Source organism: Terriglobus roseus DSM 18391 (genome assembly GCF_000265425.1).
Classification (GTDB): domain Bacteria; phylum Acidobacteriota; class Terriglobia; order Terriglobales; family Acidobacteriaceae; genus Terriglobus; species Terriglobus roseus.
In genome coordinates this window covers 1771426-1791230 of record NC_018014.1, presented here as the reverse complement: position 1 = coordinate 1791230, position 19805 = coordinate 1771426, and the positions used below count along the sequence as shown (strand labels likewise).

Sequence of the window (19805 nt, the reverse complement as noted above, 5' to 3'; positions counted from 1 at the left end):
TTTAGCGCTCCGCCTTCACGGTTTCCGCGACACAAACGCGGTTTCGTCCATCCGCCTTGGCCTGGTAGAGCGCTACATCAGCCTGAGCGATCAGGCCGTTGCGACTCAGCCCCTTCCGCGGATGCACCGTAGCCAGACCGCAGCTGACGGTCCCCCACCCATGCTCGTGCGAAGCGACCGCCGGCACCGCCGGACTCCCTGCGACCTCAATCAGCAGGCGAATTCGCTGTGCGACGATCAGGCCGGCTTCCTCTGAAGTATTCGGCAGCAAGACAATGAACTCCTCGCCGCCGTATCGAGCGACGAAGTCCTCTTCCCCGCGCAAGGCCTGCTTCAGAAGTGTCGCGACACGCTGCAGCACGGAGTCGCCGTAGAGGTGTCCGTACCTATCATTCAGCGCCTTGAAGTTATCGATGTCGATCATGATGACCGACAGAATCGAACCGTTCTCAATACTCTCGTACCAAATGGTCCGGTAAGTCTCGTCGAAGTGCCCACGATTGGCCAGCCCCGTCAGCTTGTCCTGCCTTGCCAGCAGCAGGAGTTCATCGTTCGCATTCGCGAGTTCCCCGAAGCTCACTTCACTCTCGAGTCGACGCAGAAAGTTGAGCCGGTCCCCGCGCTCAATGCTGTAGTTTCCGACAACAGAAAGCAGTGCTGCTGCGAACAGGATGGCAAAACTCTCAACCTTTTCCGGCTGCTTCAACATCGGATCCAGCACCAGGTAGATCGCACCGAACAAGACACAGAGTACCGAGACCACGATCGCGTATGGGAATCGTGCGCGGATGCCAACGTTGGCAAACAAAAGCAGAATGGACAGATCGGTCACCGCATACGACGACACCACCGGGCTGATGTCAAAGTAGAGGTAAAGAATAGTCAGCGCGAAGGTTACGCCGATTACGACCACACAGCTCTCGCGTACGGCCGCACTGACACCTCGCCGCAAAAGAATGAGGGCGACGAGGGCGGGCGGAGTCGCAAATCCGATCCGTACGACAAAAAAGTGAAGAAAGTGTTGTGGAAAGAGGAAGTAGTCCGGGATCAGGAACAGGTTGAAGAGCAGGACACAGATGATCCCTTCAATCAAAAACCTCTTGGAACGGTGGACCGATAATGAATCCTCAAATCGGGCTTCGAGGATCGGACTGTGGCGCAGCCAGCAGAACCCGCCGCCCTCTAACAGAGCAATTGTCTCGTCCAGATCTTTGCTCGTCAGCGATGAGAGATCGTGCCCGTTCATGCTGCCACTTGATGCGGGGTCACCTTCCGATTTTGTTCCTGGTCGCGCCATACACAATTCCTACACAGAGCGTACTCGCAACTGGCGGCATGACATATAACAAGAAAGTTCGGTAACAGACACACCCGTCTTACACAAAAGGGCGGCCCGAAGGCCGCCCCATGTTTACGCTATCGAAACAGGCTATTGACCGGCGCGCGCGGTCGTGGTTCCCTCGTCCTGCAAGTTGGATAGCACACGAACTGCCACCCGGCGGTTTTCCTTACGGCCAGCGGCCGTACGGTTCGAAGCTACTTCCTTATCCTTGCCGATACCCACCATGTAGAACTTGTGCGGCGGGATGTTGTACTTGCTCTGTAGATAGAAAGCCACTGCGTCCGCACGCTTCTGGCTCAGCGCGTAGTTGTACTGCGCGTCGCCGGTCGAGTCGGTACCGCCTGTCAGTTCCAGGATGTAGTGCTTTGTGGTGTCCAGGCTTGCAGCGATGCTGTCCAGTTCTTTCTTATCTGTTGCGGTCAGCGTTGACTTATCGAACCCAAAGGTCACGCTGCTCTCGCTGAGGGGCTTATAGGTATCCAGGCCGGCGACTGCGCCCGCGAGCGAGTCCACGCGGTTGTAGGCATCCTTTGCACTGCCCTGTGCCTTGTCAGCCGACTGACCGGCGGCCAGCGCATGCTGGTTCGCGGCATCTGCTGCGTTCTGAGCGTTGGCAATTCCGGCAGTGGCGCGGGTGTCCGTGTCGACGATGTTCCGGTGATCCTGCGACGTGCGCGCGTCAAGTTCGTTGGTGTTCTGCACCAGCGGTGTTGCCTGGGAACGAACGTAGTTCTTGGTCGAGCAGCCCGTGGTCAGAAAAAGAATCAGGGCAGCGGATCCCGCTGCCAACCCTGCACGTGTCATTTTCTTTACGCTGGTATTCATTGATCCATCCTCCAGGTCTTAAAGGCGCATGGCGCCTGACGTGTACTCTTGTGCAACTTGATCACCAAACATTAACGCTCACAAGTTGCTTTATATGAATCAGTTACAGCCCCATCAGAGAGAAGCGCAGGCGAATACGGGGCAGTTTCTGCCGGAAATCCCGGCAGAAACTTCCAACTACGCCGGCAATCTAAACTAAAGGCAGGCCGCTCGCCTGCCTTCGCTCCCTCATGGATCTCGCCGCTAAAATCCGGACACTCCCCAAGCAGCCAGGCGTCTACCTGTACAAGAACGCCGAGGGTGAGGTGATCTACGTCGGCAAGGCGAAGAATCTTCGCAGCCGCGTGAGCAGCTATCTGCTGGAGGCAAACCAGCTCGCCAATCGAAAGACCGGCTCGCTGATGCGCGAAGCGGTCGACGTCGACTACATCCAGGTGGCGAACGAGCACGAGGCGCTGGCGCTCGAAAACAACCTAATCAAACAGCGGAAGCCGCGCTTCAACATCCTTCTGCGCGACGACAAGACCTACCCGTATGTGAAGCTGACCACGGGCGACCGCCACCCGAAGGTCTTCGTCACGCGCAAATTGAAGAAGGATGGCAGCCAGTACTACGGCCCCTACTTCCCCGGCAATCTGGCGTATCGCATCGTGGACCTGATCCACCGCTCGTTCCTGATTCCCAGCTGCAAGGTCGACCTCAATCGCTACCACCCCCGACCCTGCCTCGAGTTCTACATCAAGCGATGCCTCGCGCCCTGCGTTGAGAACCAGGTGGCGCCCGAGACGTATCGCGAGGCGATCCGCGACGTACAGCTGTTTCTAGAAGGTCATGAGGATGAACTCGAAAGCCGTCTGAAGAAGCGCATGGCCGACGCCGCCATGAACGAGCAGTACGAGATGGCAGCAAAGTTCCGCGACCAGCTTGTGACCGTTCACCAGTTGCAGGAGAAGCAGCGCATCGCATCCGCAGAGAACGAGGATGCGGATGTCTTCGGCTATCACTTCGACAAGGAGATGCTCGCCGTTGGGCAGTTCCACATGCGTGAAGGCAAGATCGTCGATAAACGCGATTTCTTCTGGGAGGATCTGCCCGACCTGCTCTTCGACGCGGGAGAGCCGGAGCAGGACGAGACATCCGTCGAACCGACCCCAGGCGTAAGCCTGAAAGAGCAGTCAGAGCCCACGGCCGACAGCTTCAACGCCGCGCCTCCTGCGTCCGAGCCGTTCTCACCGGGCGTCTTCTTCTCCGCATTTCTGAAGCAGCTCTACCTCGACCAGCCGTACGTTCCACGCACGATCCTGGTACCGCTGGAGTTCCCGGACCGCGTCGCCCTGGCCTCGTTCCTGAGCGAGCAGTCGGGCCGCAAGGTTGAGATCCTTGCACCACAGCGCGGCGACAAGCGCTCCCTCGTCGATCTCGTCGGGCAGAACGCCAAGCAGTCGTACGATCAACGCTTCCGCACGCTGACGCCATCGAAGAACGCCATCGCCAACGCGCTGCAGGAGGCGCTGGGCCTGCCCGAAATCCCAACCCGCATCGAGTGCTTCGACATCTCGCACATCGCCGGCGCAGAGACCGTCGCCAGCATGGTCGTGTGGGAGAACGGCGAGATGAAAAAGGCCGACTACCGCAAGTTCAAGGTGAAGACCGTCAGCGGCGTCGACGACTTCGCATCGATGCACGAGATCCTGGTGCGCCGCTACAGCAAGCTCCAGGCGCACAACGAGCCGTTCCCCTCCCTGATCCTCATTGACGGCGGATTGGGCCAACTGCACGCTGCCTACGCAGCGCTTGAGAGTATCGGCATCACGCTGCAACCGCTCGCTTCCATCGCGAAGCGGGAGGAAGTGATCTACGTCTACGGGCAGGAGGACGATCCGGTCGTTCTTGACCGCCGCAGCCCGGTGCTGCACCTGGTGCAACGAATCCGCGATGAGTCGCACCGCTTCGCGATCAGCTACCACCGCAAGCGCCGCGAGATGCGCGACCGGGACAGCGAACTGCTGGAGATACCTGGTGTCGGCGACACCACGCGCAAGCGTCTGATCGAACACTTCGGCAGTCTGCGCGGCATCAAGGCCGCAGGCTACGACGCGCTGACGGCCGTCGTAAATGCAGCAACTGCGAAGAAGATCCGCGCCTACTTTGACGGCGAGCGCGAAGGCGTCATCGACGGGATGGGCACACCGACGACGGATGCAGGCGATCCCGCTCTACGCATCCTTCAGTAGATGTCTACCCTCGGCAGAGTCTCCTAACGGCACACGAGCCACGAAGCCAAACAGGCCAAGCAGCAGCACTGTCTTCGCCAGGCCAGCATAGACACCCAACACATTCAGTGGCGCGAACAGCAGGGCCAGCAACACAGCAATCGTTGCCATCTGCCGCGGGCTTCCGGCCCAGCCACCCTGACTCATCCGCACGAGCAGTACGGCGCACGGCAGGTACAGCAGCATCAGCGTGTACTCCGATGAGATGAAGGGGAGCAGAACCATCAACAGCACGAGCGCAAAGACCTGATTCAGTACCGGGCCACGACGGAAGAACCACGCAACAAAGGCCGCAGCAAACACCGCGAAGACTTCAAAGAAACTCACCCACAGATCAAGCCGAGCCCATACGGGCAGGTCGGAATCCGTCAGCTTCACATCCAGGAAATCATCACCAAGTACGCGCCACAGCACAAGCTTCACCGCATCCATCAGTGAGTGATCCGTCTTCAACTCCTGCACGATGTTCAGCACGACCACCTGCTGGTTGAAGTAGTCAGCCCAGCACGTGAGGATGATCTTTGCCGCAGCCGGAACACTCGGCCCAAGAACATACAGTGCAGCAGTTGAGACCAACACGCAGACCGCGATCGCGAGTGCCGCCTGGGCCCACTGCCTGCGCCACAAAAACAACAGCAGGAGCAATGCAGGAAAAGGCTTCACACACATCGCTAAGCCGACCGCGACAGCGGCGGCCCAGCCGAACCCTCCAAGAAAAAGCCCAAGGCCGGCCGCCGCAAAGGTGCCACTGAACAACTCGAGATTGCCGCGATTCGCACAGAAGATCTGCGAAGACCCCAGCAGCGCCGTCGTAAGCAACACTGCCAATGCCAATCGCTGCCCACGGCCCAGACGCATCGCCACCAGACCGACCGCAACGACCGCGATCAGACCGAAGCAACAGAGGTAAGCCGCCGGTCCGTTGGAAAAGCCCTGATTAAAGAATTTAAAGAGAAACGCCGCAGCCGGTGGATAAGGAAAGGCGACGAAACCCGGCTTATGGAGAGCCGCCGCACTCAGGCGTACGGTCCTGTCCTTTACGTCGGTCAGGTCGCCAAACGCTGCGCGATCGTGAAAATCCTCTTCCGGATGAAACAGCGCGGAGTGGTCGATGGAGACATCGCCCACATCCGCGCGACCCGCAATCTCAAGGCCCCATCCCATCGCCGCCAAAACGACAAACACGATGAGATACCAACGCAGTGCCTTGTACACCGATGTACGTCTTTTCGTCGTTTGATCGGTGACTAGCTGATCCACCGCATCAGCCGCCGTAGCCGTCCGCACCCGCGGTAAAGGTGTCGCACTGCTTTACTTCGCCGGTCGTAAAGCCACGTTTGAACCAGCCCTGCCGCTCTGCGCTGGATCCGTGCGTGAAGCTCTCCGGGCTGACGCTGCCGCGCTGCATCTTCTGGATGTGGTCGTCACCAACAGCCGCTGCATTCTGCAGGGCCTGGTCGATATCACCCGACTGCAGGATGTTGCGTCGCTGCGTGCTGTGCGCCCAGATACCGGCGTAGCAATCGGCCTGCAGCTCAAGTTCCACGGAGGTCTTCGATCGTTGCGACGGATCGCGCATGGCGCTCTGCGCACGCTGCTCGATGCCCAGGATGTTCTGTACGTGGTGACCGATCTCGTGTGTGATCACGTACGCCTGCGCAAAGTCGCCGGTGTTGCCGCCGAGCTTGCGCAGCTCATCCCAAAAACCAAGGTCGATGTACACGCGCTCGTCCGCCGGGCAGTAGAAGGGGCCCGTGGAGGACTGTGCATTCCCGCAGCCTGACCGTGTCGCGTCGCGGAAGAGAACGAGCTTGGCGTGGCGATAGTTGCGACCGGCCTGCTGCGGCAGGATCGCCGTCCAGGTCTTCTGCGCATCGTCCAGCACGAACGAGACGAGCTGCACGTCGCGATGCTCGGAAGCACTCTCCTGAATCGACCCGTCTGCGTTTCGTGCCGACTCGCGCTGCACCGGCGCTCCACTGCCGCTGCCCACGCCTGCGCCCAGACCACCAAGGATGCTGCCCAGGAAGCCACGGCCAGAGATAAGGCCGATCACCACAACGACGATGAAGCCAACGATGCCGAAGCCACCGCCACCGCCCAGGTTGAACCCGCCGCCACCGCCGGAATCACCCCGCCGATCCTCGATGTCACTGCTTGTGCCGCCCGGCGTCCATTGCATCTGCTTGCCCCTTAGGTAGTGATGTGGTGTGTGAATCTGGTTTGCGTTCCGTTGGATGCGGACGCCCGCCTCCCGATGCCTCCGTTCCCCCGCGAAGCGAAAAAGGGAGGAACGATTGCGCCCCGGATTGCGTATGCTTCCAGCATGACCCGCACGACTATTGTCCGTCCAACAGACGCTTCTCTGCGCTCTGCGGTTCGCCTCGCGTTACTTTTCTTCGCGATCAAGCTGCTGATCCACATAGCCGCCACACTGTGGCAGCGCCATATCGGCATGGGCTACTTTCGCGATGAGTTCTACTACTTGATGTGCGGCCGCCATCTGGCCTGGGGCTACGTGGACCACGGCCCCATCGTAGCTCTGCAGGCACGGATCGCGGAGACGGTCTTCGGGCACAGTCTACTGGGCATCCGCATCCTCTCCGCCGCCGCGGGAGCCATGCGCGTCTTCCTGACGGGGCTGCTCTGCTGGTCGCTGGGCGGGAAAAGGTCGGCACAGGCGCTGGCCATGGCGGCCGTCCTTAGCGTCCCGTTGTTTCTTGGAATCGACGGCTTCCTCTCCATGAACAGCTTCGAGTCCATGTTCTGGATGCCCTGCCTGCTGGCGCTCATCATGATCTTCCGCGATGAAGCGGACGGCATCGATCGCCGGTGGATGTGGTGGTCGCTGTTGGGCGTCAGCGCCGGCGTCGGCCTGCTGAACAAGCCATCCATGCTCTTCTTTCTGATCTCGGTGGGAATTGCGTTGCTGCTGACACCGCAGCGGCGTGTTCTGTTTACACGCCACGCCGCCTTCGGCATCGGTCTGCTGATCCTGATCGCGCTTCCGAATGTCTTGTGGCAGGTACACAACCACTGGCCCACGCTGGAGTTCCTGCGCAACGGCCGCGAGCAGGGAAAGAACATCAGGCTGTCGCCGCTGGCTTTCGTCCTGAACCAGATCGTCGTCATCGGCCCCTGGGGCGCCTTCGTCTGGCTGCCCGGACTCGTTCACCTGCTTCGCAGGCAAGATCGCCGCTGGCTGGGTCTGACGTTTCTCATTCTGCTCGTTGTCATGATCGCGCTCGGCGCAAAGGACTACTACTTCGCACCGATCTACCCCATCCTCTTCGCTGCGGGCGGCGTCGCGTGGCAGACACGCTTTGCGCAGCGTAAGTCGGTGCAGCGTGACAGTCCGCTGGCCTTCGCAGTTGGCATTGTCACGATGATCGTCGGCGCTGCCATCGTCTATCCGTCCGCTGCGCCGGTGCTGCAGCCACAGACCTATTGGCGTTATGCCAAGGCGCTGCATCTGCCGGACACTGAGACGGAGAACAGCGCGCGTGCTCCGCTACCGCAGTTCTTTGCCGACCGGTACGGCTGGCAGGAGAACGTCGACGAAGTCACACGGATCGTGAATGCGCTGTCGCCGGCGGACCGCGCAAAGGTCGGCATCTTCTGCGGGAACTACGGTCAGGCGGCTTCACTCGAATGGCTGGGCCACGGCCTGCCGACCGTCATCAGCGAACACAATACGTATTGGCTTTGGGGCACGCGTGGTCTGGATGGCGAGGTCATGATCATCGACCGCAAGAGCTCCGTGGCGAACATCCAGAAGTACTACGAGGAGGTGCAGGTCGTCGGCCGCGTCGACAATCCGCTCTCCATGCCGTACGAGCGGCACGACATCTACCTGGCACGCCATCGCAAGATGCCGCTGCCGCCGGATTGGGCCGAAAGCAAGATCTACTACTAATCCATTTCGCGCTCCGCAGGGGTGGGTGCTACGCTGCATCCACCGCATGACTTCTTCTCCGCAGCACGACCACGAACTGCCACGCGTCCTCGGCGCACGGCACGCAACCGCCATCGTCGTCGGCATCATCATCGGCAGCGGTATCTTCCTGGTGCCGCGCGAGATGATCGCCGCCGTCGGCAAGTCCAGCACGCTGTACCTCGTCTGGATTGTCGGCGGCCTGCTAAGCCTCTTTGGTTCACTTACCTATGCAGAGATCGCATCGGCCCGGCCCGCCTACGGCGGCGAGTATGCCTTCCTGCGCGAAGCCTACGGCGACATGGTCGGATTCCTGCACATGTGGACGTGGTGGACGATCGCAAAGCCCGCCTCGATCGCCTCCGTCGTCAGCGGCCTCGTCCGAACGCTCGCGACCTTCAGCGTCTTCTACTTCTTCAACGATCCCGCCTTCCTGCACATGAACTGGGGACAGGTCGCCGCGCTGGTCGCACTCTGGCTGGCCACGTGGCTCGACATCGTTGGCACGCGTAAGGCTGCGGACGTGCAGATGGGCCTCACGCTACTCAAAGTCATCCTCATCGCCGTTATCGCGATCAGTTGCTTCGTCTTCGCCGGTCCTATCGGATCCGTGCAGCACTTTACCTCTGTCTTCACGGGCGCACGTGGCGGGGCAGCGGGCTTCATGGTCGCGCTCGTCGCCGCTCTGTGGGCCTATGACGGCTGGTCGGACGTCGCAGCCGTCGCCGGTGAGGTCAAGCGGCCGCAGCGTGACCTGCCGATCGCGTTGGTGGGTGGCATTCTGGCCGTCGGCGGCCTTTACATGCTGACTAACGCGGCCATCCAGTACGTGCTGCCAGCGGCCGCGCTGGCTGCCGACGACCGTCCCGCAGCAGATGCACTCCGCCTCGTGATGAACTCGCACGGCATCGCATGGGGAGCGGCGCTGGTCAGCATCGGCATGGCCATCAGCATCACCGCAACACTCATCGCCACCACGCTCTCCGGAGCGCGCATCAGCTTTGCCGCCGCGCGTGATCGCCTCTTCTTCTCGTCGATCGCGAATGTCCATCCGCGCTTCGAAACGCCCGCTGTCTCGCTGGTCGTTCAGGCTGCAATGTCTTCCCTGCTGATCTTCGCAATCGGCCGCTTCCAGGCACTCTTCTCACTCGCCATCTTCGCGGAGTGGATCACCTACGGTCTTGCTGTCAGCACCGTCTTCGTCTTCCGCAGCCGCGATGCAAAGACCGGCAAGCCACGCGCCTTCTCAACGCCGGGCTATCCCGTCGTGCCCATCATCTTCATCCTCGCGTCAATCGCTCTTACCGTCTTCCAACTGGTGGACGATCCGAAGAACACGCTGGCAGGCTGCATCGTCATCGTGCTTGGAGTGCCGGTCTTCTTCTACTTCGATAGGAAGCGCAAGACACTGGCGTAAAGCGTCAGACCTGCTTCCGCCGGAAGCAGGTTTTGCTGTGATCGTTCACAATGCCCACAGCCTGCATCCATGCGTACGTGATCGATGGTCCGACAAACTTGAAGCCGCGCCGCTTCATCTCTTTCGCAATCTTCTCCGCGAGTGGCGTCGTGGTGGCAAACGCCTCGCCATCCCCCTTCAACACTTTGCCGTCCGTAAAGCTCCAGCAGAAGTCGCTGAAGCTCTCGCCGCGTTCTTTCATGTCGAGATAGATCTGCGCGCCCTTGATGGTGGAGTCGATCTTCGCGCGAGCTCGCACGATGCCGGGATTCGCCATCAGGATCTCAATCTCCCGATCCCCAAAGCGCGCGACCTTTTTCGGGTCGAAGTTGAGGAAGGCCTCACGAAACGTCTCGCGTTTGCGCAGGATGATGCTCCACGACAGCCCAGCCTGGAAGCCCTCCAGCATCAGCGTCTCCCACAGCATGCGGCCGTCGCGCTCCGGCACGCCCCACTCTTCATCGTGGTACTGCTTCATCAGCGGATCACTATTGGCCCAGCGGCAGCGGTGCGCAGGATCGATTGCCTTCTTACTCATGAAGCGATCTTACTGTTATGCCAGCGGCTCAAGGATGCCAAGTTCCTCATACCGAGGCCGCATCTCGCGCTTCATCATGGGACTCTGCAGAAGAAACCACGTCGCGGAAACGATGAGCCTGGCATCCCAATTCGATTGCCGACAAGCGAGGCACGACTCCGCCAATCCGCGGCGAGCCGCTACTCGCGTGCTTTTCATTACAAGCAAAATCTAAACAGCAATGACGAAGGTATCTTCCGTCCGCGTAACGCGGTTGTACAGCGTGTCACGCTCAACCGGCTCACGGCCAGCCTCGCGGATCAGGCGTTCCAGCTCGGCACGACGCATACCTTGCGGCGTCGTCGCACCGGCCTCGTGATAGATCTTCTCTTCCACGACCGTGCCATCGATATCGTCCGCACCAAAGCGTAACGAGATCTGTGCCATCTTAGGCGTCACCATCTGCCAGTAACTCTTCACATGCGCAAAGTTGTCGAGCAGCAAACGTCCCACTGCGATCTGACGCATGTCATCGAACCCGGTCGTCCGCGGCAGATGTCCAAGCACCGTGTTCTCCGGATGGAACGCCAGCGGAATAAACGTTTGGAAGCCGCCCGTACGATCCTGCACAGCGCGCAGCTTCAGCATGTGATCGACGCGGTCTTCTTCGTTTTCAATGTGACCGTAGAGCATCGTCGCGTTCGACCGCAGACCGGCGTTGTGCACCATCTCCGCCGTCTCCAGCCACTCGCTGCCGTCGATCTTGTGATCGCAGATGATATGCCGAACACGGTCTGCAAAGATCTCCGCGCCACCGCCCGGGCACGAATCCACGCCGGCAGCCTTCATCTGAATCAGCGCATCTGGAATCGACAGCTTCGCACGCTTCGCCAGGAAGGCAACTTCCACCATCGTGAAGGCCTTGATATGCACCTTCGGGAACCGCTCTTTTAGACCCTTCACAAGATCCAAGAAGTATTCAAACGGCAAGTCCGGATGCAATCCGCCTACGATATGGAACTCCGTCACAGCCTCGCTGTAGCCTTCACCAGCCGACTGCCACGCCTCTTCCAAGGCCATGGTGTATGTGCCGCTATCGCCCTTCTTCTTGCCAAAGGCGCATAGGCGGCAACTGGCGACGCAAACGTTCGTCGGATTGATGTGGCGATTGACGTTGAAGAAGGTCAGGTTTCCATGCATCCGCTCGCGGACCAGGTTAGCGAGCCAGCCCACTGCCAGGATGTCGGGTGAGCGGTACAGCGCGTAGCCGTCTTCCGCTGACAGGCGTTCGCCGGCCATAACCTTTGCCGCAATCGGCGCCAGGGTAGCGTCATCCGTTTGAAACTCGTGGCGAGGGCGGCCTGTGGGCGATTCGGTCATAACACTAGTTTAGACGCGGACCGGCGGCGCCACGCTTCGATTTGTGTGGCGCCGCCGGTGCTGTTTTCGTCGTTCGGTTTCATGCAGCTTACTTCAGCGGCCGCTCCTGTGACACCACCATGCGCGGTTCCAGCACGACGCCGTCAAATGGCGTCACGCCGACCATATGGTCACCCACCGGCCGAACCGTCCGCAGCGACCACCCCGCATCGCTGTAGCTCACCTTCATATCCGGCGTGTGGACGCTGAAGACAAGGGTGTTCGGCTCGCGCGAGGTCACAAGGACGCGGCTGCTTGAGTGGTCGAAGTAGATGCCGCTCACGTTGGGCACAAACAGGTTTGGCTGGGAGTGCCACGCGCCTCCATTGTTGTCGGAAACCCAGATGCCCTCGCGACCACCAACCCAGATACGACCGCCATCGTCGACAGCAACCGACGTGATGTAGGTCAGCTCCGAAGGTGCCGAGATCTCATGGAAGTTCAGTCCCTTGTCGACCGACAGGGCGAGTTTATGCAGGTCGCCAATTGCGACACGCACTCCCTGCGCCGTTACCAGGCGCCAGGTCCCTGGGGCGCTCCGGACATGGTTCCAGGTGCGGCCATTGTCCTCGGAGCTAAGCAGGCCCTCTTCCGTGCCGGCGAAGACCGTATTGTCCGTCGAAGTCATGGAGTAGACGCCCGTGTTCGATTCCTGCGGAGGAACCGTCCGGGCAGGAGCCATCTTGCTGACAGCGGGTGCCTTTGCCTTTGCCGAAGCCTTCCCCGACGCCTTGCCCGTCACGCGACCACGTGCCGCAACCTTGACCGGCGCCTTTGCGACGACAGGCTTTGCCGGTGCCTCGGGATCAGGCTCATTCGGCAGAGCCAACGTTAGACCCGAGCTGACCCAGGCATCGCCAGTGGACCGGAAGATACCGTGACGCGTACCCGCCAGCATGGTGCCATCCGGGGCCTGCGTCAACGAGAAGACATCAGCACCGCTCAGGCCGCTGGCCTTCTGCGTCCAGGACAGTCCACCATCTTCGCTGGCGAAGACACCGCCAGCCGTCTTGTCATTAATGATGCCGACGTAGACCTTCTGTGAATTGCTGCGGTCCTGCGCAATCGACGAAATCTGGCGCGACGAGAAGCCTCGGTTCGACGGAGTGAAGGTCTTTCCACCGTCGTTGGAAAGGAGAACACCGTTGCGATCCGTCGCCAGAAGAACCCGCTTGCTGTCCTGCGGATCGATGTTCACGTCGTTGATGATCCAGGAGGGATCGCCATTGCGAAGGAATGTACGGCCGCTGTCACTGGTCTTCCAGAGACCTTCTGTTGTGCCGGCAAATACCGTGCCTGGCTCCTTCGGATCTTCCATCAGTACGCGCGTACGGCGCGCCGTGGAAGGAATGCCCTGTACCTTGGCGTATTTCATGCCCTGGTCCGTGCTGCGGTAGATGCCCGAGCAGGCCGAGAGATAAACGTTCGACGGATTGACCGGATCCACAATGATGGAAAACACATCGGAATCATCGATGATGCCTTCCTTCATGTTCTGCCACGTCTGACCGCCGTCGGTCGTGCGCCAGGGCAAGTGCCACGTACCGGCATACATGCGCTCGGGGTTCTTCGGGTCAATCGCAACCGACTCGACCTCGTGAATTTCCTTGCTGCCGGCAGGGCTGATCAGCGTCCAGGAGGCTCCGCTATCGGTGGAACGGTACACACCGTCGAGCGTTCCGAGAATCATGATCTTCGCGTCAGAGGGCGCGACCGTCAGAGAACGAATGGAATGACCGGCGAGCTTCTCGTTGGGTGTCCAGGTCTTTCCAGCATCGTTTGAGACATAGAGGCCACCGTCTTCACGATCCAGCACCCAGCCTGCGGCCAGAACGTGATTCGCGTTTGCGGGGTCGACGAGGATGTTATCGAGCACCAGGTCATCGCGCTTGCCGACTACAGCCAGACGCTTCCAGGTCTGACCGCCGTCATGCGAGTCATAGATGGTTCCACTCACAGTGCCGAGGTAGATGTGATTGTGATCGTGAGGATCGGTCGCAAACGATCGCGCGTCACCGCCGTCGGGGCCGTAGGGTAACCAGCGGTTTTGAGCGGAGGCAGCAGAGGAGAGTGTGGCGAGTACAGCCAGCGAAGCAAGAGATTTCAGAAAAGACTTCATGGGTTTCCTTGTTGGAGAAAGCACCATGATTCTAAGTTGCCTGGGCCGTAACCGGCGACGATCGGGGGAACCTGCAACGGTACTCATGGTGTTTCGTTGGACTGCGCGGCAACACACTGCCAGAAAAGGTTAGATGCTGCAAAAGAAAAAGCGGCTGACCTTTCGGTCAGCCGCTTCCTTGTTGCAGTTCCGACTACTTCTTGTGGTGACGACGTGCCGGAGCATTGCGGGGCTGAACACGGACCGCAGACTCATCAACCATCGTGCCGAGCTCAGGTGCAGTTGCACCAGCCGGAACCAGGGTGGACGTGACCGAGTTGTCGCCAGTCGAACCGGTGTAGAGCATGATGCGGGAAGCATCGACACCCTTCTCGGTGACCAGGTAGGCCTTCGTGTTTGCTGCGCGCTCTGCTGCCAGACGTGCGCTGCGCTTCGTGGATGCTGCGTTGCCGACCAGGTCCAGCTTGGCGGACGAATCGCGCTGCATGTTCAGAGCGATGTCGTCAAGGCAGGCCTTGGCTTCATTGTCTACACGTGCCGGGCGCTTCTTATCCTTGTCGAACGTGATCGAGCAGAGCGACTTGGACGAAGCAACTGGCGGCGGCGGCGGCGGTGCGATGATAGCGACCGTCGTGGAAGCCGTTGCGTTGCGGCCCTTGTCGTCCATCACGTTGCAGGTGATCGAGACGGTTCCAGGAGCAGCGCCGGTGGTCGAAAGGGTAGCAGTGGTGCCGCTTCCCGAGATCGAGCCAGAGGTTGCGCTGTAGCTGTAGGTGTAGTTGACCGGACGGCCGTAGGAGTCCGAAACCACCGAGTTGATGGTCGAGGATCCGCCAGGCTGAACCGAGGACGGGCTAGCCGAGCAGCTCAGGGACAGAGCCGGCAGCGGGTTGATCGTGAACGGCGTGGTGCACTCCGCGAAGCGACCAGCCTTCATGCTCTCCGTGACAGTTCCCTTCACGTTGTACGTGCCGGGAGCCGCACCGGTGGTGTCAACCGTTGCAACGTTGCTGGTGCCGGATACCTTGCCGCCATCCGAAGTCCACGCGTAGGTCGCGGTCTTCTTCGGGTTGACGTTCATCGCAGTGCCGGTGACGGTGATCGGATCACCCGCATAACCGGAAACCGGGCTCGCAACGCAAGCGTAGGTTACAGGGGGCGGAGGAACGATGTGACCGAAGTGCATCAGGATGCCCGAGCTCAACTGAGCCGAGCTAATGTTCGCGCGGCCACCCAGAGCGCCGGCCGTGGGGATGCCGACATAGGGACCGTAGTTTGCGTGGATGTACGTGTAATCAGCCTGGAACAGACGAAGACCGAATGCGTGGTTGAAGAACGGCAGGTCATAATCCATACCACCGCCGGCCGTCAAAGCAGGGCCCCAGGTGTAGGGATTGTGATAGGTGGCGCCGGGGACATCGCTGTTCGGTCCACCGAGACGGGCTGCGCCGGCCATCGCGTGACCGAAGAAGGTAACGTACTGGCCAGGAAGACGGAAGACCGGACCAGCCTGAAGCAGGGGCATCAGGCCATCGTTCTTACCATCCGGATGGAAGGCTGCCGAGACTTCGAAACCGGCATACTTGTTGAAGTAGTACGCGCCGCTACCGATGGCGCCAAGGTCAATCGAGGAGTAGCTGATACCGGCGGGCTTCAGCTGGCCATGCCCACTCCAGTATGAATATCCCATGAACACGTCGACGCGCGACGGGTTGGGACCTGCGGGTGGTGCGGCTGGCGTTGTTTGCGCACCCAGGCTTGCAGCGCCCAGGGTTACTGCGCTGGCTGCCAATACTGAACGGCCCAGTTTGCGAAACGGCTGAGAAAACATGCGACTTATCCTCCGCGGAATATCTAATACGCTTGCGCGGGCTCTGAAACTAACGGCCCGCTTGGTAACGATTGCGATTGAGTGTATAGCAGCATTTCCATACCATCATAGAAATATCTGCCGTTGCCGGTTCCTATCCACTGATGCTGGTTTACATCAGCGCTACTGCCTCGATACCACGTGCCGAATCTAACCAGTAACGCTCGGCCAGTGGGCGAAACAAATCCTGATATGCACTATGCGATGTTCAAAGAGTCCTTTATGCTGCCCCGCTCCTGTTGAATTTTTTCCTGGAGGAGCGTGATTGCATACAGAAGCTGCTCTGGCCGTGGCGGACATCCTGGTACGTAGATGTCGACCGGGATGATCTGGTTCACGCCCTGAAGCAACGCATAGTTGTTAAAGACGCCGCCGGATGTCGCGCAGGCGCCCATGCTGATAACCCACTTCGGCTCCGGCATCTGCTCATAAAGCCGACGAATCACCGGTGCCATCTTTTGAGAAACACGCCCCGCAACCACCATCAGATCGCTCTGACGGGGTGACGGACGGAATACCTCTGCTCCGAACCGGGCGATGTCATAGCGGGATCCACCCATGCTCATCATCTCGATCGCGCAGCACGCCAGGCCGAAGGTCATCGGCCAGACCGAGTTCTTGCGCGCCCAGTTCACTGCCGCATCCATCGATGCCAGGACCACGCCCTCAGGCTGCTGCGGTCCCCAGTTCACCTCACGCAGCTTGTCCTGGTTCTTCCCGAAGGAATCCAGTGTGCCGAAAAAGTAGCGGTCCGATCCCTGCGGCGACGCGGGGCGACCGTTGCTCGAGGTCTCTTCTGGAGGGGTCATCATGCTCTTCATTCTATGTCACGAAACTTTCTACACTAGCGGCATTTTGCCGGATGTCATGGGTTTGACATGGCACCTTGGGCCACATTCTTCCCTGCAAAGGGGATTGACAGTGTGATGCAGATCACGACACCTCAGCGCGAAGTACCTGCCGCGGCTCCATGAAACCGCACACGGAACCGCAACATTACGATCCGGCCCAGGCCGGTTGGAGCGGCACTTGTCTCCAGCGTATGCGCTGTCTGCGCAAAGTGCGAGGCCACCGTTGCCGCCATGGCAGACTGGTCCGCCGTGCCGCCTGCAATGCGTGCGTCCGTAATACGCAGTTCCCCCTTGCAGGCCTGCGCCAGCAAGGGAAACAGCGCAGCACCGGCTGCCGGACGGTTCGGTTCCCGCTCGGTCGCCTCAAATGCCCGGGTCGCCACGGCCAGTTGCTGCGGCGTCGTAAAGAAATGGAACTCACGCGGATTCCAGGCGATCGCATCCTGGGCCCGAAAGCTGAAGTCCGTGGAGATCAGCAAAGGATTTGGCGACCGGTAGGGCGGTGTCGCCAGCTCCGCATAATCATGCACAGGTCGGATCCCCGCGGCCGGCAGCACACGCACGATCCAGCCTGATGCAATGCTCTCAAGCAAAAAGACGTGCGAGGCATCAATGCTGTGGCGAAAGCTTTTGCCCGCTTCTACCTCGCCATCGAACTCCAGAGACGCGCATCCCCTGCCCTGCGCCCGCAGCTGCAAAGTCCCACAGCACGGCAGCCCGAGAAAAATAATCACCAGGCGTAAACCTGCGACGCGCCTCATAAATCCTGCAGTCATGCCTTGTGAAGTACCTCTCCGACTCGGGTCCTTGTGTACAGTAAACGAAACGAACCAACTGTACGCACCGTTTCACCGGGCTTCCTAGACGGCGATACCATGCTGCGCTTCTCGCAAACCGAGAGCGCAATGTGGCTAACCCCCTTACTTCTTTCGGTACAGGTGATTTGCACTATGCGTAATCTGCGACGAATCTTTAGGGAGCGCCTGCTTCCATGTCTTCTCTTCATGCTCCTGTGTACGGCCGCGACCGTCAGCGCATCGGCCCAGACGCCCACAGCCGGTCCCGGACCGGAGCTGCACGGCGTCTCCGGCACCGCGCCCACCTCCGATGCCCGCATCGCAGCCCTGGAAAAAGCGAATGCCGATCTGCAGACCTCGGTCGCCGCAGCACAGAGCGCCGGTGATAACGGATGGATGCTCGTCTCCGCAGCCCTGGTTCTCATGATGTCCGCTCCCGGTCTGACCCTCTTCTACGGCGGCCTCGTCCGCAAGAAGAACATCCTCAGCACCATGATGCAGACCTTCGCCATGATGGGTGTCATCACGGTCCTGTGGGCGCTCATCGGTTACTCGCTCGCGTTCGGTGAAAACACCGGCCACTTCGGTTTCTTCATTGGATCGTTTCAAAATGCGCTGCTGCACGGCGTCGGACTGGTCCCGGACAAGGTCTACGTCACCACCATTCCACTGCAGACGTTCATGGTCTACCAGCTGATGTTCGCCATCATCACCCCCGCCCTCATCACCGGCGCCTTCGCGGAACGCATGAAATTCAGCGGAATGCTGGTCTTTATGATCCTGTGGGCGATCCTGGTCTACAGCCCGATGGCCCACATGGTCTGGGGTAAGGGCGGTCTGCTGAACGCGGCGCTGGGCGGCAAGTTCCCGACGCTCGACTTCGCCGGCGGAACCGTCGTTCACGTCACCAGCGGCGTCTCGGCCCTCGTCACCTGCCTCTACATGGGCAAGCGCCGCGGCTACCCGAAGGAGGCCATGCCGCCGCACTCGCTGGTGCTCAGCTTCATCGGCGCCGCGCTCCTGTGGGTCGGCTGGTTCGGCTTCAACGCCGGTTCGGCTCTCAATGCCAGCAGCCTTGCGACCTCGGCGTTCGTGGCAACCCACTTCGCCGCAGCCGCCGCTGCCTGCACCTGGACCGCAGCCGAGTGGATTAAAACCGGCAAGCCCACCGCGCTTGGCGCGATCTCCGGCGCAGTCGCCGGCCTGGTCGGCATCACTCCCGCCGCGGGCTTCGTCACGCCCATCTCCGCACTCTGGATCGGTGCCATCACCGGCGTCTTCTGCTTCTTCATGGTCTTCATCGTCAAGCAGAAGTTCGGTTATGACGACTCGCTGGACGCCTTCGGCGTACACGGCGCAGGCGGAACCATCGGCGCCATCCTCACCGGCATCTTCGCCACCTCGGTGATCAACCCAATCCTCGGCGCAGGCAAAGCAACCGGCGTGATCGAAGGCAATGGCCACCAACTGCTCAATCAGGCCGTTGGCGTCGCCATCGCCTGGGGTCTGGCCATCGTCGGCACGACCATCATCCTCGTTGTGGTCGATAAGACCATCGGCCTGCGCGTCTCGGCAGAAGATGAGGACACCGGTCTCGACCTCTCGCAGCACGGCGAAGAGGGTTACCACGCTGAGCCGTCCTACTAGCTGACCAGCATGGGTGCTGCCGTTTCACCAACGGGTGACGACAGCACCCGGACCTTTCGGGCACAATGAGATGCTTCGCGGCGCACACCGCGCACGCGAGAAGGATTCGGAGAACACCATGCAGAAGATTGAAGCAGTCATCCAGCCAGGTAAGCTGGACGCGGTAAAAGAAGCACTGATCGAGGCCGGCATCGAGGGCATCACCATCCTGGAGGCGCGGGGACACGGCCGCCAGAAGGGCCATACGGAGTTCTACCGCGGCCGCGAATACTCGGTTGACCTGCTCCCAAAGATCAAGCTCGAAACCGTCGTCACCGACGACCTGGCTGAAAAGGCCGTAAACGCAATCATCACCGCAGCCCAGACAGGCTCCATCGGCGACGGCAAGATCTTCATCACGCGCGTCGACGATGCCATCCGCATCCGCAACGAAGACCGCGGCGACCTGGCGCTCTAGATCCACTTGACTCGCGATCACGAAGGGCACGGCGAAAGCCGTGCCCTTCGCAATTCTTTAAGAGCTTTCAGCACTCCGGGGTGCCAATGCTTCTCCCCAACTCCAATCGTTCGTCGGCATCCGTGGACAGCGTCCGTCCTCGCCCATGCGCATCTGTCCTGTCCGCCGAGACCGCATTTCGCCCGTTCAGGCAAGTCCCGGGCCCGCCAATTTCTAAAAGAACTCCGCAAAGTCGGCAGTCGCATTTTGAGCCGAACGAACATGACCGAATTGTCATTCGTACGGAGGGCAAGAGGAC

Annotated in this window: 15 protein-coding genes; 5 read left to right on the top strand and 10 right to left on the bottom strand. The window is 60.3% G+C overall.

Going from position 1 to position 19805, the window contains the following annotated elements:
- Position 1 precedes the first annotated feature (1 nt).
- Together TERRO_RS21945 and TERRO_RS07440 are read right to left on the bottom strand one after the other, a co-directional pair.
- Entirely contained in the window at positions 2-1093 is a 1092-nt protein-coding gene (locus TERRO_RS21945) for a GGDEF domain-containing protein (RefSeq protein ID WP_157178285.1), read from the bottom strand.
- A gap of 336 nt (positions 1094-1429) precedes the next feature.
- Positions 1430-2167, bottom strand: coding sequence for an OmpA family protein (locus tag TERRO_RS07440; protein ID WP_014785385.1), 738 nt, complete (start codon positions 2165-2167; stop codon positions 1430-1432).
- Positions 2168-2397: 230 nt separating this feature from the next.
- Between TERRO_RS07440 and uvrC the strand changes: the two genes are divergently transcribed.
- Positions 2398-4401 (top strand): excinuclease ABC subunit UvrC, encoded by a 2004-nt coding sequence (uvrC, locus tag TERRO_RS07435; protein ID WP_014785384.1) that lies wholly within the window; start codon positions 2398-2400, stop codon positions 4399-4401.
- Here the strand turns inward: uvrC and TERRO_RS07430 are convergent.
- The gene (locus tag TERRO_RS07430) at positions 4384-5655 is read right to left on the bottom strand and encodes a glycosyltransferase 87 family protein (RefSeq protein WP_014785383.1); all 1272 of its coding nucleotides are present in this window, start codon (positions 5653-5655) and stop codon (positions 4384-4386) included. The genes uvrC and TERRO_RS07430 overlap by 18 nt on opposite strands.
- Before the next feature lie 49 nt (positions 5656-5704).
- Positions 5705-6622, bottom strand: a complete 918-nt coding sequence (gene ypfJ / locus TERRO_RS07425; RefSeq protein ID WP_014785382.1) for a KPN_02809 family neutral zinc metallopeptidase — start codon at positions 6620-6622, stop codon at positions 5705-5707.
- A gap of 144 nt (positions 6623-6766) precedes the next feature.
- On the opposite strand from ypfJ, the gene TERRO_RS07420 reads away from it, so the two are divergent.
- A complete protein-coding gene (locus TERRO_RS07420) occupies positions 6767-8356 on the top strand; it encodes an ArnT family glycosyltransferase (RefSeq protein WP_041593117.1) in 1590 nt (529 codons plus the stop codon).
- Positions 8357-8402: 46 nt separating this feature from the next.
- Complete coding sequence (locus tag TERRO_RS07415; RefSeq protein ID WP_041592504.1) at positions 8403-9791, top strand: APC family permease; 1389 nt, start codon at positions 8403-8405, stop codon at positions 9789-9791.
- A 4-nt stretch (positions 9792-9795) separates the two neighbouring features.
- Here the strand turns inward: TERRO_RS07415 and TERRO_RS07410 are convergent, their stop codons facing one another.
- The 6 genes from TERRO_RS07410 to TERRO_RS07385 all read right to left on the bottom strand — a co-directional run bounded on the left by TERRO_RS07410 (position 9796) and on the right by TERRO_RS07385 (position 17199).
- Entirely contained in the window at positions 9796-10368 is a 573-nt protein-coding gene (locus TERRO_RS07410; RefSeq protein ID WP_014785379.1) for a DNA-3-methyladenine glycosylase I, read from the bottom strand.
- 210 nt (positions 10369-10578) lie between these two features.
- Positions 10579-11727 carry an aminofutalosine synthase MqnE gene (mqnE, locus tag TERRO_RS07405; RefSeq protein ID WP_014785378.1) on the bottom strand — a complete coding sequence of 383 codons (1149 nt, stop codon included), beginning with the start codon at positions 11725-11727 and terminating at the stop codon, positions 10579-10581.
- Between the two features lie 88 nt (positions 11728-11815).
- Entirely contained in the window at positions 11816-13885 is a 2070-nt protein-coding gene (locus TERRO_RS07400; protein ID WP_014785377.1) for a hypothetical protein, read from the bottom strand.
- 193 nt (positions 13886-14078) lie between these two features.
- Entirely contained in the window at positions 14079-15716 is a 1638-nt protein-coding gene (locus tag TERRO_RS07395; protein ID WP_014785376.1) for an OmpA family protein, read from the bottom strand.
- 236 nt (positions 15717-15952) lie between these two features.
- Entirely contained in the window at positions 15953-16567 is a 615-nt protein-coding gene (locus TERRO_RS07390) for an NADH-quinone oxidoreductase subunit B (protein ID WP_041593116.1), read from the bottom strand.
- A 131-nt stretch (positions 16568-16698) separates the two neighbouring features.
- Entirely contained in the window at positions 16699-17199 is a 501-nt protein-coding gene (locus TERRO_RS07385) for a hypothetical protein (protein WP_217164476.1), read from the bottom strand.
- Positions 17200-17610: 411 nt separating this feature from the next.
- On the opposite strand from TERRO_RS07385, the gene TERRO_RS07380 reads away from it, so the two are divergent.
- Together TERRO_RS07380 and TERRO_RS07375 are read left to right on the top strand one after the other, a co-directional pair.
- The gene (locus TERRO_RS07380; RefSeq protein WP_081490615.1) at positions 17611-19050 is read left to right on the top strand and encodes an ammonium transporter; all 1440 of its coding nucleotides are present in this window, start codon (positions 17611-17613) and stop codon (positions 19048-19050) included.
- A gap of 118 nt (positions 19051-19168) precedes the next feature.
- Positions 19169-19507: a P-II family nitrogen regulator gene (locus TERRO_RS07375; protein WP_014785372.1), complete on the top strand. Its 339-nt coding sequence runs from the start codon at positions 19169-19171 to the stop codon at positions 19505-19507.
- Positions 19508-19805: the final 298 nt, after the last annotated feature.

Bases quoted from the DNA above. Each gene is read 5' to 3' on its own strand.
- TERRO_RS07415 (WP_041592504.1), top strand. From the start codon at position 8,403: ATGACTTCTTCTCCGCAGCACGACCACGAACTGCCACGCGTCCTCGGC.
- TERRO_RS07440 (WP_014785385.1), bottom strand. From the start codon at position 2,167: ATGAATACCAGCGTAAAGAAAATGACACGTGCAGGGTTGGCAGCGGGA.
- TERRO_RS07395 (WP_014785376.1), bottom strand. From the start codon at position 15,716: ATGTTTTCTCAGCCGTTTCGCAAACTGGGCCGTTCAGTATTGGCAGCC.
- TERRO_RS07380 (WP_081490615.1), top strand. From the start codon at position 17,611: ATGCTCCTGTGTACGGCCGCGACCGTCAGCGCATCGGCCCAGACGCCC.
- TERRO_RS07410 (WP_014785379.1), bottom strand. From the start codon at position 10,368: ATGAGTAAGAAGGCAATCGATCCTGCGCACCGCTGCCGCTGGGCCAAT.
- TERRO_RS07400 (WP_014785377.1), bottom strand. From the start codon at position 13,885: ATGAAGTCTTTTCTGAAATCTCTTGCTTCGCTGGCTGTACTCGCCACA.
- uvrC (WP_014785384.1), top strand. From the start codon at position 2,398: ATGGATCTCGCCGCTAAAATCCGGACACTCCCCAAGCAGCCAGGCGTC.
- TERRO_RS07375 (WP_014785372.1), top strand. From the start codon at position 19,169: ATGCAGAAGATTGAAGCAGTCATCCAGCCAGGTAAGCTGGACGCGGTA.
- ypfJ (WP_014785382.1), bottom strand. From the start codon at position 6,622: ATGCAATGGACGCCGGGCGGCACAAGCAGTGACATCGAGGATCGGCGG.
- TERRO_RS07390 (WP_041593116.1), bottom strand. From the start codon at position 16,567: ATGATGACCCCTCCAGAAGAGACCTCGAGCAACGGTCGCCCCGCGTCG.
- TERRO_RS07420 (WP_041593117.1), top strand. From the start codon at position 6,767: ATGACCCGCACGACTATTGTCCGTCCAACAGACGCTTCTCTGCGCTCT.
- mqnE (WP_014785378.1), bottom strand. From the start codon at position 11,727: ATGACCGAATCGCCCACAGGCCGCCCTCGCCACGAGTTTCAAACGGAT.